The sequence below is a fragment of the Glutamicibacter sp. NPDC088483 genome (assembly GCF_044753145.1).
In the GTDB taxonomy this organism is placed as follows: Bacteria; Actinomycetota; Actinomycetes; order Actinomycetales; family Micrococcaceae; genus Glutamicibacter.
Genome location: NZ_JBIVMP010000006.1, coordinates 266,250 through 278,308 on the forward strand (window position 1 = coordinate 266,250; position 12,059 = coordinate 278,308).

At 63.3% G+C, this 12,059-nt stretch carries 11 protein-coding genes; 4 read left to right on the forward strand and 7 right to left on the reverse strand.

Going from position 1 to position 12,059, the window contains the following annotated elements:
* Window positions 1-33: 33 nt before the first annotated feature.
* Genes ACIP6G_RS14390 through ACIP6G_RS14400 form a run of 3 tightly spaced genes read right to left on the reverse strand, consistent with a single transcriptional unit; the run spans window position 34 to window position 1,373 of the window.
* The gene (locus ACIP6G_RS14390) at window positions 34-471 is read right to left on the reverse strand and encodes a DoxX family membrane protein (protein ID WP_105658060.1); all 438 of its coding nucleotides are present in this window, start codon (window positions 469-471) and stop codon (window positions 34-36) included.
* Window positions 464-886 (reverse strand): organic hydroperoxide resistance protein, encoded by a 423-nt coding sequence (locus ACIP6G_RS14395; RefSeq protein WP_400290913.1) that lies wholly within the window; start codon window positions 884-886, stop codon window positions 464-466. Before ACIP6G_RS14395 ends, ACIP6G_RS14390 begins: the two co-directional genes overlap by 8 nt.
* Before the next feature lie 34 nt (window positions 887-920).
* Window positions 921-1,373: a MarR family winged helix-turn-helix transcriptional regulator gene (locus ACIP6G_RS14400; RefSeq protein ID WP_400290915.1), complete on the reverse strand. Its 453-nt coding sequence runs from the start codon at window positions 1,371-1,373 to the stop codon at window positions 921-923.
* A 231-nt stretch (window positions 1,374-1,604) separates the two neighbouring features.
* Here ACIP6G_RS14400 and ACIP6G_RS14405 point away from each other — a divergent pair, with 231 nt between their 5' ends.
* The 3 genes from ACIP6G_RS14405 (at window position 1,605) to ACIP6G_RS14415 (ending at window position 3,417) form a co-directional block, all read left to right on the forward strand.
* The gene (locus ACIP6G_RS14405; RefSeq protein ID WP_400290916.1) at window positions 1,605-2,045 is read left to right on the forward strand and encodes a DUF6153 family protein; all 441 of its coding nucleotides are present in this window, start codon (window positions 1,605-1,607) and stop codon (window positions 2,043-2,045) included.
* A gap of 93 nt (window positions 2,046-2,138) precedes the next feature.
* Window positions 2,139-2,744 (forward strand): DUF305 domain-containing protein, encoded by a 606-nt coding sequence (locus ACIP6G_RS14410; protein ID WP_332595250.1) that lies wholly within the window; start codon window positions 2,139-2,141, stop codon window positions 2,742-2,744.
* A gap of 34 nt (window positions 2,745-2,778) precedes the next feature.
* Window positions 2,779-3,417, forward strand: a complete 639-nt coding sequence (locus ACIP6G_RS14415; RefSeq protein WP_400290919.1) for a CueP family metal-binding protein — start codon at window positions 2,779-2,781, stop codon at window positions 3,415-3,417.
* Between the two features lie 87 nt (window positions 3,418-3,504).
* Here the strand turns inward: ACIP6G_RS14415 and ACIP6G_RS14420 are convergent, their stop codons facing one another.
* Window positions 3,505-6,852, reverse strand: coding sequence for an efflux RND transporter permease subunit (locus tag ACIP6G_RS14420; protein ID WP_400290921.1), 3,348 nt, complete (start codon window positions 6,850-6,852; stop codon window positions 3,505-3,507).
* A 251-nt stretch (window positions 6,853-7,103) separates the two neighbouring features.
* Here ACIP6G_RS14420 and ACIP6G_RS14425 point away from each other — a divergent pair, with 251 nt between their 5' ends.
* On the forward strand, window positions 7,104-7,382 hold the full coding sequence (locus tag ACIP6G_RS14425; protein WP_105658066.1) for a hypothetical protein: 279 nt from the start codon (window positions 7,104-7,106) through the stop codon (window positions 7,380-7,382).
* A gap of 70 nt (window positions 7,383-7,452) precedes the next feature.
* Here ACIP6G_RS14425 and ACIP6G_RS14430 read toward each other — a convergent pair whose 3' ends face one another.
* The 3 genes from ACIP6G_RS14430 to ACIP6G_RS14440 all read right to left on the reverse strand — a co-directional run bounded on the left by ACIP6G_RS14430 (window position 7,453) and on the right by ACIP6G_RS14440 (window position 11,946).
* Window positions 7,453-8,946: a malate:quinone oxidoreductase gene (locus tag ACIP6G_RS14430; protein WP_400290994.1), complete on the reverse strand. Its 1,494-nt coding sequence runs from the start codon at window positions 8,944-8,946 to the stop codon at window positions 7,453-7,455.
* A gap of 72 nt (window positions 8,947-9,018) precedes the next feature.
* Window positions 9,019-10,863 (reverse strand): ABC transporter substrate-binding protein, encoded by a 1,845-nt coding sequence (locus ACIP6G_RS14435; RefSeq protein WP_400290923.1) that lies wholly within the window; start codon window positions 10,861-10,863, stop codon window positions 9,019-9,021.
* Between the two features lie 150 nt (window positions 10,864-11,013).
* Window positions 11,014-11,946, reverse strand: coding sequence for a 2-hydroxyacid dehydrogenase (locus ACIP6G_RS14440; protein ID WP_400290925.1), 933 nt, complete (start codon window positions 11,944-11,946; stop codon window positions 11,014-11,016).
* Window positions 11,947-12,059: the final 113 nt, after the last annotated feature.

The window sequence follows — 12,059 nt, forward strand, 5'->3', positions numbered from 1 at the left end:
CGATACCCCGCTGTGCGCACGTGGCTGAAGTTGCTAGGCCTTGGACCGAAGCTGGGCCCGGTCCCGCCATGCGGCGGTGCTCCATAGGGCGAGCGCTACCAGCGCTGGCTGGAAGAAGAGCCGGGCAAGCCGTTTCCCGTCGGTGTCCAGGCCGAACGCGTCGCGTCCCTCCTGCCACTGGGCGAGATTGCCGGGGAATACCGCGACGAAGAAGAGCGCGGCGATCCAGCCCACGGCGACCCGCTTCTTGAGCAGCGCCAGCAGGGAAAGTCCCAGGCCGATTTCGGCGACACCGGAAAGGATGACCGTCAGGTCCGGATCCAGCGGGACGAAGTCCGGGACCTGGGCGCGGAATTCCTCGCGGGCAAAGGTCAGGTGGCTGACCCCGGCGAAGCCCAGGAATGCCCCGAGCGCAATCCGTGCGCCGTGCCGGGCAATTCCCAGGGGCTTCGCCGCCGGGGACCTAGTCATCGCTGACGCTGACCAGGACATCGATGTTGCCGCGGGTGGCGTTGGAGTAGGGGCAGACCTGGTGGGCCGCATCGGCCAGTTCCTGGGCCAGTGCGGGTTCCATGCCGGGAATGATGACTTCCAGCTCAACCGAGAGCTTGAACCCGTTCTCTCCGTCGCGGTTCAGGTGGACTCGGCCGCCGACGCTGGAGTCCTCGATCTTGACCTTGCGGCCGCGCGCCACCATATTCAATGCCGAGTGGAAGCAGGCGGCGTAGCCCGCGGCGAACAGCTGTTCCGGGTTGGTGCCGGCTCCCGAGCCGCCCAGCTCTGCCGGGGAGGCCAGGGACAGATCGAGCTTGCCGTCCGGGGTCTGGACGCGGCCTTCGCGGCCTTGGCCGGTGGACAGGGATTCTGCGGTGTACAGGGTTTCCATGAAACTGCCTTTCGATGAGGGGGAATTCTGGTAGCTATTTTCCGGAGGGTTGGTCCGGAGCGGGGATTTGCTGCATGGAGGCGGTGATGCGGTGCAGGGATGCCAGCAGCGCTTTGGCGCTTTCCATATCAGGCAACCCGGTGCCGCAGGCGATCTGCGCCGGGATATGCGCCAGTTCCTTGCGCAGGGATACGCCAGCGGGGGTCAGCCGGACGTTGACGACGCGGCTGTCCTTGTCATCTCGTTGGCGTTCGATGAAGTCCTTCTGTTCCAGCCGGCGCAGCAGCGGGGACAGGGTGCCGGAGTCCAGTTGGAGCATCTCGCCGATTTCGCGCACCGGCTTATCGCCTTCGGACCACAGCGCAACGAGCACCAGGTACTGGGTGTAAGTCAGCTGCCAAGGGGCGAGCAGCTCGGTATATGCGCGGGTGGTGGCCCGGCTGGCCGAGTAGAGGGAGAAGCACACCATGTCGTCAACTATTGCCATGGAATAATGATTGCACGCAATTCAATTGTGCGCAACTTAAATTATTGATTCGCCAGGCACGGCGTTGCGCGAACCGCAGAACGAGGGCTTGGAATCGGATTTGGAATTGGAGCCGGACCGGCACTGGAATCGGAGGACAGTGACGGGTCGGAGCACTGGCAGGGATCTTGTCCCGCCGGCTGATGGGGTCATGTTTCGCGCCCTTGCGGTGGCGTCGCTAAGCTGGGAGCCATGAGCATCGGCAACTACCTGGCGAAGGCCGGAGGGCGCATCTGCCCCCGCCTGGCGGTAGTCCGCTCGCTGCTGCTGATCAGTGCGGTGCTTTTCGGCTTGTTCTCGATGCATGTGATGCATTATGGAGCCTCGGCGCAATCCCCGGCCCCGGCCGCGGTCGCGCAGGCGCATCCGGCTCACACCCAGCCCGCGCACCATGCTCCGCCAGCCGATGCGGGCGGCGGGGAACAGGGCTGCGCCGACTGCCCGATGGGCCATGAGATGGCCGCCGCCGGTTGCGTCTTGGCGCTGCTGGCCATGCTGCTGTTCCTGCGGCCGCCGCAGACCGTAGCCGTTCTCCGGTCGGTGTCCCCGCGGACCCTTTGCGCGGCAGCGGAACTGCGCGGGATCGCGCCGGATAAACCTGATCTGGTTGCGTTGGGGATCTGCCGAACGTGAGAACTTGGCCGGTCGATGCACTGGCCTCCAGCTAGTTCCGGCGCCGCCGCAGGCGGACGCCGCTCATGTTCCAGATCCACCAGGAGAATCACCATGAACAAGCAGACCCTCATTTCCAGCGCCCTCGTACTGGGTGCAACGCTCGCCCTCGCCGGATGCGCAGGGGAACCAGCAAGCACCGAGGCGCCCAGCGCCTCGGCCTCCGGTTCGCATTCCGGGCATTCCATGGACCAGTCCGCGTCGGCCAACGACGCCGATATGGCCTTCGCCGCGGGCATGAAGGTGCACCACGAACAGGCGATCGAGATGTCCGGCATCCTGCTGGGCAAATCCGGGATTCCCGCCGAGGTGGCATCCCTGGCCGAAAGGATCCAGGCTGCCCAAGGCCCGGAGATCGAACGCATGGACCGCTGGCTTTCCGAGTGGAATATGCCCGGCGGGATGGATCACGGGAGCATGGACCACGGCGACGGGATGGTCCCGGAGGAGGGCATCAAGGCGCTGGAAGACGCGACCGGCTCCGACGCTGCCCGGCTCTTTCTCGAGCAGATGATCATGCACCACGAAGGCGCCGTGGAGATGTCCAAGACCGAGATCAGCGAGGGAAGCTACCCGGCGGCCCTCGACCTGGCCCAGCAGATCGTTGATTCCCAGACCAGGGAAATCAATGAGATGAAGCAGCTGCTTGAGACGCTGTAGTCCGGAATTGGAGACAGGAAGGTTGGGAGTGGCCATGTCTGGAATATTTGCCGGCGGCAAGAGCTACCGTGCCCGCATTGCGGCCAGGGGCGCCGGTTCGCTGCTCGCGCTGGCCGTGCTGGCCGGATGCAGCACCGCTGCGGCACCCGTCGCGCAGCCCGAGCCAACGGTGGTTGCAGCCGAGGACACCGGTCAGTTCCTCGCCGAGCTGGGACTGGAAGGACTCGACGCCAAGGCGGCCATCGACCGGCTCGATCGCTTGCCGCAGGAGCAGCGGCCGGAGAACTTCACCGCCATGGTGCAGCCAACGCAACTGGTGCTGGCCGATGCGTCGGGACGCACCGCGAACCTGCCGCTGCCGGAAGGCCAGTACTATCTTTCGGCCGCGCCCTATGTGGACCAGACGCACAGCTGCCATTTCCATAGCCTCACCACCTGCCTTGGGCAGTTGCAAGGCAGGGAAGTGGGGGTCAAGGCCGTGAACGCCGAGACCGGGGAGGTGCTGGTGGACCAGGGCATGGAAACCTTCGACAACGGATTCATCGGCCTCTGGGTTCCGCGGGGAATCACGGTGGATCTTGAATTCATCTACCAGGGGAAGAGCGCCAAGACCACGGTGTCCACCGCCGGGCAGTCCAGCGCAACCTGCCTGACGGAGCTGCGGCTAGTCTAGGGCCAGCGGCCGCGGACAGCGCGCAAACGGACTCGGGCCTGCAACCACGAAGGTGGTTGCAGGCCCGAGTCATGGCGTCGCCAAAGCCTAGTCGTTGGGCTTGGGCGGTGCCTGCTTCATCAGCTCTTCGAAGGCCCGGCGTTCCTTGCGCGAGACCGGGATCTGGCCGGTCAACGGGTTGACGACCTGGCCAGCGGCTTCGGCAGGCGCGGGCTTAGCCGCGGGGCTCTTCCCGGCATCTGCGGTCTTCGAGGCCTCCGTGGCCGCGGCTTCTGGCGCAGCGCCCGGAACGATCTTGGCGCTGGCGCTGTCCATCGCCCGGGACAGGTCCTGGGCAGCGATATGCTGCTGCGCCGAATGCTTGCGCGCGCGGCGGGCCTTGGCGTTCTTCTCCTTGCGGGACTCGACCAAGCGGTAGAGCACCGGCACCAGGATCAAGGTGAGCACGGTGGACGAGACCAGGCCGCCGATCACCACCACGGCCAGCGGCTGGGAGATGAATCCGGACTGGCCGGTCAGGCCCAGGCCCATCGGCACCAGCGCGAAGATGGTAGCCAGGGCGGTCATCAGGATCGGGCGCAGGCGCTGGCGGGCGCCGTGCATGATGGCATCCTCCAGGGACATGGCCGGTCGCTCGGCGCTGTCCTGGCGGTACTGGTTGATCAAGTCGATCAGCACAATCGCGTTGGTCACCACGATGCCCACCAGCATCAGCATGCCGATCAGCGAAGGCAAACCCAGCGGGATCCCCGAGATCAGCAGCAGGCCGATAGCGCCGGTCGCCGCGAAGGGAATCGAGACCAGCAGGATCAGCGGCTGGATCAGCGACTTGAAGGTGGCCACCATGATCACGTAGACAATCGCGATAGCTGCCAGCAGCGCCAGGTACAGCTGGTTGAAGGACTCGGCCTGCTCGGTTGCCGCGCCGCCGATCTCCGCGGTGGCGCCCTCGGGCAGCTGCACCGAGTCCAGGCTCGCGGCGACGTCCTTGGACACCTCTCCGAGCATGTTCTCCACCGGAGCCAGGGTGACCGTAGCGATACGCTCGCCGTTGGAGGTGGTGACCTGCTGGACCACCTTGGCACGCTCAACGGTGGCCAGATCCTGCAGTTCCCTGATGCCGGTGGCGGTAGGGATCTGCAGCTCGCGCAGCTTCGCCAGGCTGTCCAGATCCATCCCCTCGCCGATCTGCACCGTCATGTCGGTGTAGTCCAGGCGCAAGGTGCCTGCCGGAACAGGGGAGACCTGCGAAGCGACCATGCCAGCGAGCTGAGTCTCGGTCAATCCCGCCTCGGCAGCCTTCTGCGCATCGATATCGATGGACACCTGCTCGCGTTCGGCAGAGAGGTTATCGGAGATTTCGGTGACGTTCGCGGTACCTTCCAGTGCTTCGCGCATCGTGGAGGTCGCCTCGCGCAGGATCCCCTCGTCCGGGGCCTTGATCTCGATGGTGACATCGCTGGACATCATGGCCGAGGAGTTCGAGCCGAAGCTCAGGTCCAGGTCCTCGGCCAGGTCCAGGCCTTCCACCTGCTCGCGAACCGTGTTCGTCAGCGCTTCCTGGTCGGCATCGGCATCGGTGATCACGGTGAAGCTTGCGGTATCCGAGCCGGAGGAGAACATGGCAGCCATGCCGCTGGCGGTGCCCACGGTCAGCTGGACATCTTCGATTCCCTCGATATCAGCGAGCCCGGTCTCGATCTTTGCCGCTTGCTTTTCGGTGGTTTCCATGGAGGTGCCCGAAGGCATCTTGGCGGTGATGGAAATGGAGTTCTCGCCGGTGGAGCCCAGCAGGTTGGTGTTCAGCAGCGGGGTCATGGCCACGGTGCCGGCAAGAACCAGCACCGATGCCAGCAAGGTGATGACCGGGTGCTTCTGGGTCCCCTCCAGCACCGGAATGTAGGCACGCTGCAACCACGACTTGTCTTCGGCCACATGCACGGTATGGGTTTCGCCGCTGCCCGGGCGGTGCGGCAGGAACCAGTACGCCAGTACCGGAACAATGGTCAGCGATACCAGCAGCGACGCCAGCAGCGCGATGGTCATGGTCAGCGCGAACGGGCTGAACAGTTCGCCGGCCATGCCGCCCACCAGGGCGATCGGCAAGAAGACCGCCACGGTGGTCAGGGTCGCCGCGGTAATGGCGCCGGCCACTTCCTTGACCGCCAGCAGGATCGACTGAGCCTTGGATTCGCCATGGGACAGGTGGCGCTTGATGTTCTCGATCACCACAATCGAGTCATCCACCACGCGGCCAATGGAAATGGTCAATGCGCCCAAGGTGAGCATGTTCAGCGTGTATCCAAAGGCATTCATCCCGATGAAGGTGGCCATCAGGGACAGCGGGATGGAGATCGCGGTGACCAGGGTGGAGCGTACCGAGAACAGGAACACCAAGATGATGATTACCGCGAAGCCCAGGCCCAGGGCGCCTTCCAGCGCCAGGTGCTTGATCGAGTCCTCGATGAAGGGTGCCTGGTCGAAGATCGTGGTCAAGGTGGCCTTGTGGCCCAGCTCGGACTGCAGGTCGGCAAGCATTGCGGTGACCGCGTGCGAAATGGCTACCGTGTCTCCATCGGGAGTCTTGGTGACCTGGATGGACAGGGTCTCCTCGCCGTTGGTGCGGGTAATGCTGGTGGCCTCATCGGCCTTGACGGAGACCTCGGCGACGTCCTTGAGCAGCACCGGACCGCCATCGGTGACCAGCGGGATCTCCTTGATGGCCTCCAAACTGTCCGGGGTGGAGCCGGCGATGACCGGCAGTTCCAGGCCATCGACGTCCATGTTGCCAATGGGCATGGGGGAGCCGGCGTTCTCGATGCCGTCCTTCAGATCCGTGACGGCCAAGCCGGCATCGCGCATCTGGTCGTCTTTCGGGATCACCGCAATGTGCTGGGAGGCGCCACCGGAGACCGAGGCCTCGCGGACCCCCTCGATCTTCTGCAGCTTGGGCAGGGTCAGGCGCTCCACGTCGTCGTTGAGCGCTTCCAGGGACTGGTCCGAGGAGACGGCCAGGGCCAGGACCGGGAAGTCCGCGATGGAGCCGGCGAAGGCGGTAGGCTCGACATCCTCGGGAAGCTGGGCCTTGGAATTGGCAATGGCCCGTTCCACCTGGGTCCGGGCACGGTCCATGTCCGTGCCGTATTCGAAGGTCAGCGAGATGCGGGTGAAGCCGGTCTGCGAGGTAGCGGTGGAGGATTCCAGGCCCTCAACTGCCTGCAAAGCGGTTTCCAGCGGTTCGGCCACCTGCTCGTCGATCACCTCGGGGCTGGAGCCCATTTGGGTTGCCATGACCGAGATCTGGGGGAATTCCAGGGCGGGGATCAGCTCCTGCTTGAGCGATCCCATGGAAATCACGCCGAAGACGGCGGCGAAAACCGTGATGAGCGCAATGAGCGCCCGGTTTTTCAATGACAAGATGGCCAAGCGCTGCATGCGGGTGTGGTCCTAGCTGTGTCGCAGTGGGAAGGGCTGATCTCAACTTTAGTTGGTTGCCAATGCTCAACAGTCACCGGGAGATGTAAAGCACGCAAAATCATCCCAATGGATTACCCCGAAGCTGCCTGGGGCAGGCCCCGCCCGCACGTGCCAATGCTGCCGATGGCGCGGCGCGCGCAGCGCTGCTGGAGCGCCTGCCCGATTCTAAGGGAAGGCGGTGGCTGGTGGCCGCATGGAATACTGGGGACATGAGTCTGCAGATGCCGATTGCGGTGCAAGCCACCGCGCAGCAAGGGATCCGGCGGCTAATCAGGATCAGGTACCGCTATTTCAGCTACGCCCTGCGCTACGCCGACGGGCGGGAAGTCTCCGGCCTGGGCTGGGCCGAGGCCGATAAATTGCTGCAAGGGCACCGGTATCCCGCCGATGCCTCGTGCACGCGCCACGGCGCCGAACGCCATTGCCCCGGCCTTGGCGCCGGTGCCTGGGTGGACTACCCCTACGGCGAGCCGCTGGACCGGCCATAGCCCGACCAGTGCCCGAATATGCGAGAACCGCCCACCAAAGCTGGTGGGCGGTTCTCGTTGTGCTTGGTGCCTACAGTCCCAGGGACTTGTCGGTGGCTGCCTTGACCTCAGCGTAGAGTGCTGGGTTCTCGTTCAGCTTCTGGCCGTAGGAAGGAATCATGTCCTTGAGCTTCGACTCCCAGCCTGCGAACTGCTTGGGGAAGCAGCGCGAAAGCAGCCCGACCATGATCGGGGTAGCGGTCGAAGCGCCTGGCGAAGCGCCGAGCAGGCCGGAGATCGAGCCGTCCGAGGAGGTGATGACCTCGGTGCCGAACTGCAGCACGCCGCCCTTTTTGGCATCCTTCTTGATGACCTGAACGCGCTGGCCAGCGGTGATCAGCTCCCACTTGGAACCATCTGCATCCGGGAAGTACTCGGCCAGCGCCTCGTCCTTCTTGGAGCGGGACTTGAGAACTTCCTTGATCAGGTAAGTGGTCAGATCCAGGTTGTCCTTGCCGACTGCCAGCATCGGGATGATGTTGTGCGGGCGCAGGGACAAGGGGAGATCCAGCTGGCCGGTGGACTTCAGGAAGTTCATCGAGAAGCCGGCGTAGGGGCCGAACATCAGCGAGCGCTTGCCGTCGACAAAGCGTGTATCCAGGTGCGGTACCGACATTGGAGGAGCGCCCACCGAAGCCTGGCCGTAGACCTTGGCGTGGTGCTGGTTGATGACGGTCTCATCGGTGCAGCGCAGGAACTGACCGGAGACCGGGAAGCCGCCGAAGCCCTTGATCTCGTCGATGCCGGCCTTCTGCAGCAGCGGCAGTGCGCCACCGCCGGCACCGACGAACACGAACTTGGCCTTGACGTTCTTGACTGCGCCCGAAGCGTTGTCCTTGACGCTCAGTTCCCAGCCGGCGCCCGAACGCTTGATGCCCTTGACCTTGTGGCCGTAGTTCACCGAGGCGCCAGCGGCGCCCAGCGAGTCGGTCAGGTCCCGGGTCAGGCGGCCGAAGTCGACATCGGTGCCGGAGACAACGCGGGATGCGGCAACCTTCTGCGAGGCATCGCGGCCCTTGGCCACCAGCGGGGTCCACTGGTTGATGGTGTCCAGGTCGTTGGTGATTTCCAGTTCCTCGAACAACGCATTGGGCTTCAGTGCCTCGTAGCGGGTCTGCAGGTACTTGGAGTGGTCCTCGCCGATGACGAAGGACATATGCGGCAGGGCGTTGATGAAGCTGTTGTCGGCAACGCGGTTGTTCTCGACGGCCCACGAGTAGAATTGGCGGGAAACCTGGAACTGCTCGTTGATGCCAATGGCCTTGGCCGGATCGACCGATCCGTCAGCCTTGGCAGCGGTGTAGTTCAGTTCGCACAGTGCCGAGTGGCCGGTACCTGCGTTGTTCCAAGGGGAGGAGGATTCCTGCCCGGCCTTGTCCAGGTTCTCGAAAAGACCAATGGACCAGGTTGGTTCCAGCTGGTTGATCATGGTGCCAAGGGTGGCACTCATGATGCCGGCACCGATTAGTACTACGTCAAAAGATTCGGTTGACGTTTCAGAAGGCACGAGGATCTCCATCGACAGTGATACTTTGCTCTCTCCCAGAGTAGACCTATATCCCCGGGGGTTAGAAATCGTTAACTGGGTTAACGGTCACTAACTTGAGATAGACGGCGAGTTTGCCATCTGCACATCCGCGTAGCACTCGTTGAGCATCGGCGATGGCGGATAGAAGGTGACGTTGCCGTTAAACGCCAGCGCAGAGATCGGAAAGACCAGTGGGAGCGCGGGCAGATCCGCGTTCAGGGTCTTGAGGATATCGGCATAGGCGGCGGTCCGTTCCTCCCCGGAAGGGATGGAACGGGCCAGCATGATCTGTGAGTCAAGTAACGTCGAGGTGTATCCGAACTCATTCTCCTTGGCCGCCAAAATGCCGGAAAGGAAGTCGTCTGCCGAACGGTAGCCGCCGGAGAAGCCCAGCAGGTGCAGTCCCTCGAAGTCCTTGGACCGCACGGTCTGCACGTAGCCGTCGGTCCATGCAATCGGGCGCGGCTTGATGCGGATCCCCACTGCGGCGAGGTCCTCGGCGATCTGCGCGAAAGTGCGTTCAGGCAGCGGCAGGTAGTTGCGCGAAACCTGCAGCGGGTAGGCGAACTCGATCTGTTCGCCCTTGTAACCCAGCTCGGCCAGCAAGGTCTTGGCCTTCGACGCATCGTGGTTCGGCGTATCTTCCGGTGCCGGAATGCTCAAGGCAGAGGGCAAGAGGGTCGAAGCGTGCTTGGACCCTTGCAGGAACAGCTTCTCAGCCAGCGAGCTGCGGTTGACCGCGTGCGCAATGGCCATGCGGAATTCCGGCTTGGCCAGCCACTTATTGCGCTGGTTCATGCCGAGGTAGAGCACAGAGAAGGGATCGCGCTGGACAACCACCTTGGCATTGCGCACCAGCGTGCGCATGATGTCCACCGAGACCATGTCGAAGCCGTCGATTTCATCGGCCAGCAGTGCGCCTTCGCGATTGTAGGGCGAAGGAACAGCAGAGATCAGCGCAACCTCGGGATGCGCGGTGTTATTGGACAGCCGCGGTTGATTCCAATAGTCCTTGAAGATCTCCAGGCGCACCACATTGTTCTTATGGGAAACGAAAGTGTATGGCCCGGTACCCACCGGGTGGGTGGAGAGCGACTCGGCCGGGTTCTGCCCGGGGCCGCCGGTCAACGCGCTGGGCGCGGCAATGGCCATGCCCGGCAAGGTCAGCGCTTCGATCAGCCCTGGCAGCCGGCGGCGCAGGTTCAAGGCGACCAGGTACTTGCCGGTTGCCTTGACGGATTCGAAATAGCTTGCGGAACCGGCTGCGGACTTGCCCTCGAAGAGCTTGGTGTCGAACTTCTTGGTCAGCTCTTCAAGCTGCTTGGTGCGCAGCTGCTGGGTGGCCAGTTCCTCTTCGCTGGCGTCGGCAGCGCTCTTGAACTCTTCTTCGAGTTCCTTGGCGGTTGGAAGCTTGGGGATGTCGCTGTCGAAGTGGAAAACATTGGCAAAGCCCTGGCTGGATGAAGCGCGCAGCTGCGGAGACAAGTTTTCCCAGCGGTTGAAGTTGGCGACAACTGCTTCTGCGGTCAATTCGGTGCCGTCGTGGAAGAGCACGCCTTCGCGCAGGGTGAAGGTGTAGCGCAAGCCATCAGGGCTTTCGGTCCAGGATTCGGCCAGGCCGGCTACGGCGCCACCGGTATCGGGATCGATATCGACCAGCGTCTCGTACACCTGGCGGGTGATCCGGAAGGATTCGTTATCTGCCACGATGGCCGGATCCAGCTTGACCGGGGGAGCGGCTGCTGCCAGGCGCAGGGTCCGGGGAATGCGCGGTGCGCTGGCCGAGGCTGTGGGCGAAGCGGAGGACGCGGGCCCCGGGTTTCCGGTGCAGGCGGTCAGTGCCAGTGCGGTAGTCGCCAATGTACCGGTCAGCAATGCGCGTCGTGATACGAGTTTCAATGGCAATTCGGGCACTGGGATGACTCATCTTCCTATGGCAGGCGGTACTGCTTCGCGCAGGGAACAAGCAAGTAAATGTGCGCAAAGGTATTTATCAAAGATAGCGCACCACGGCCACGGCTCCGGGAGCCAAAACTCCCGGAGCCGTCAACTGTCGCTAAATTGTTAGCTGCGGTGCACGAGGTTCTCGCCGTCGTTGCCCGCGGCCCAGGCCTGCACCTGCTTCTTGAGCAACTTCACCATGCGCGGGAAGAACGCCTTGGTGTTGCCGCCGTTGTGGGGAATGACCAAGGCATTGGGGTGCTGCCACAATGGGTGATCGGCCGGCAGGGGTTCTGGATCGAATACATCCGATGCCATATTCAAGCGGCCCGAAGCGACTTCTGCCACGATTGCCTCGGTATCCACCACCGGGCCGCGCGCGACGTTGACCACGGTTGCACCGTCGGGAAGCTTAGCCAGCAGATCAGCGTCAACCAGATAATGGGTGGAATCGTTGAGCGGCACGATCAGGATCAGCACTTCGATCTCCGCCGCGCGCGCTGCGAGATCCGAAGTTGCGAAGACCTCGCCATGCTCATCGGTGCGGGCCGTGGAGCCGAAGCGCAGGAGATTGACCTCGAAGGGCTCCAGGCGCTTGCGGATCTCTTCGCCGATGCCGCCCACGCCAACCAATGCCACCGTCCGATCAGCCAAGCCGGGCCACTGCTGGGGATTCCATCGGCCTTGTTGCTGGTCTCGGACCGCGTGCGGGTAGCCGCGCAGGGATGCGATGGCCAGGCCGATGGCCATCTCGGCGGTAGCCGCCGCGTGGACGCCGGCCGCGGTATTGATATTTGCGCGATCGCCAATCAGGTCAACCATTCCGTCGAAGCCGGTGGTCTGGGTCTGGACGATCTTGACGTTCGGTGCCTTGCGGATGTTCTTCAGCGTCTGGGGATTCGACATATAGGGAAGGATGGCAATGTCGATTTCTTCCAGCGCAGTTCCGGGGGTGCTCTCCAGGTCCCAGAGCACAGCTTTGAGGTTTTCCGGGATCGGACCGACCGCATCAATCAGATCTTGTGTCGGGAATGAAATCGTTCGTTGGGTGCTCATGGAAACACTGTACAAACCCCATCCGCGCTTTGGTAGTAACCCCTAGTCATGTCCTGTAATGAAGGTCACCGCAGAATACTGGCCCCCGAATTTGCGCTGAGGGAAATTGCTGG

What these genes read in the sequence shown, in the direction of transcription:
- ACIP6G_RS14390 (WP_105658060.1), bottom strand. Translation starts at nt 471, where the DNA reads ATGACTAGGTCCCCGGCGGCGAAGCCCCTGGGAATTGCCCGGCACGGC.
- ACIP6G_RS14395 (WP_400290913.1), bottom strand. Translation starts at nt 886, where the DNA reads ATGGAAACCCTGTACACCGCAGAATCCCTGTCCACCGGCCAAGGCCGC.
- ACIP6G_RS14400 (WP_400290915.1), bottom strand. Translation starts at nt 1,373, where the DNA reads ATGGCAATAGTTGACGACATGGTGTGCTTCTCCCTCTACTCGGCCAGC.
- ACIP6G_RS14405 (WP_400290916.1), top strand. Translation starts at nt 1,605, where the DNA reads ATGAGCATCGGCAACTACCTGGCGAAGGCCGGAGGGCGCATCTGCCCC.
- ACIP6G_RS14410 (WP_332595250.1), top strand. Translation starts at nt 2,139, where the DNA reads ATGAACAAGCAGACCCTCATTTCCAGCGCCCTCGTACTGGGTGCAACG.
- ACIP6G_RS14415 (WP_400290919.1), top strand. Translation starts at nt 2,779, where the DNA reads ATGTCTGGAATATTTGCCGGCGGCAAGAGCTACCGTGCCCGCATTGCG.
- ACIP6G_RS14420 (WP_400290921.1), bottom strand. Translation starts at nt 6,852, where the DNA reads ATGCAGCGCTTGGCCATCTTGTCATTGAAAAACCGGGCGCTCATTGCG.
- ACIP6G_RS14425 (WP_105658066.1), top strand. Translation starts at nt 7,104, where the DNA reads ATGAGTCTGCAGATGCCGATTGCGGTGCAAGCCACCGCGCAGCAAGGG.
- ACIP6G_RS14440 (WP_400290925.1), bottom strand. Translation starts at nt 11,946, where the DNA reads ATGAGCACCCAACGAACGATTTCATTCCCGACACAAGATCTGATTGAT.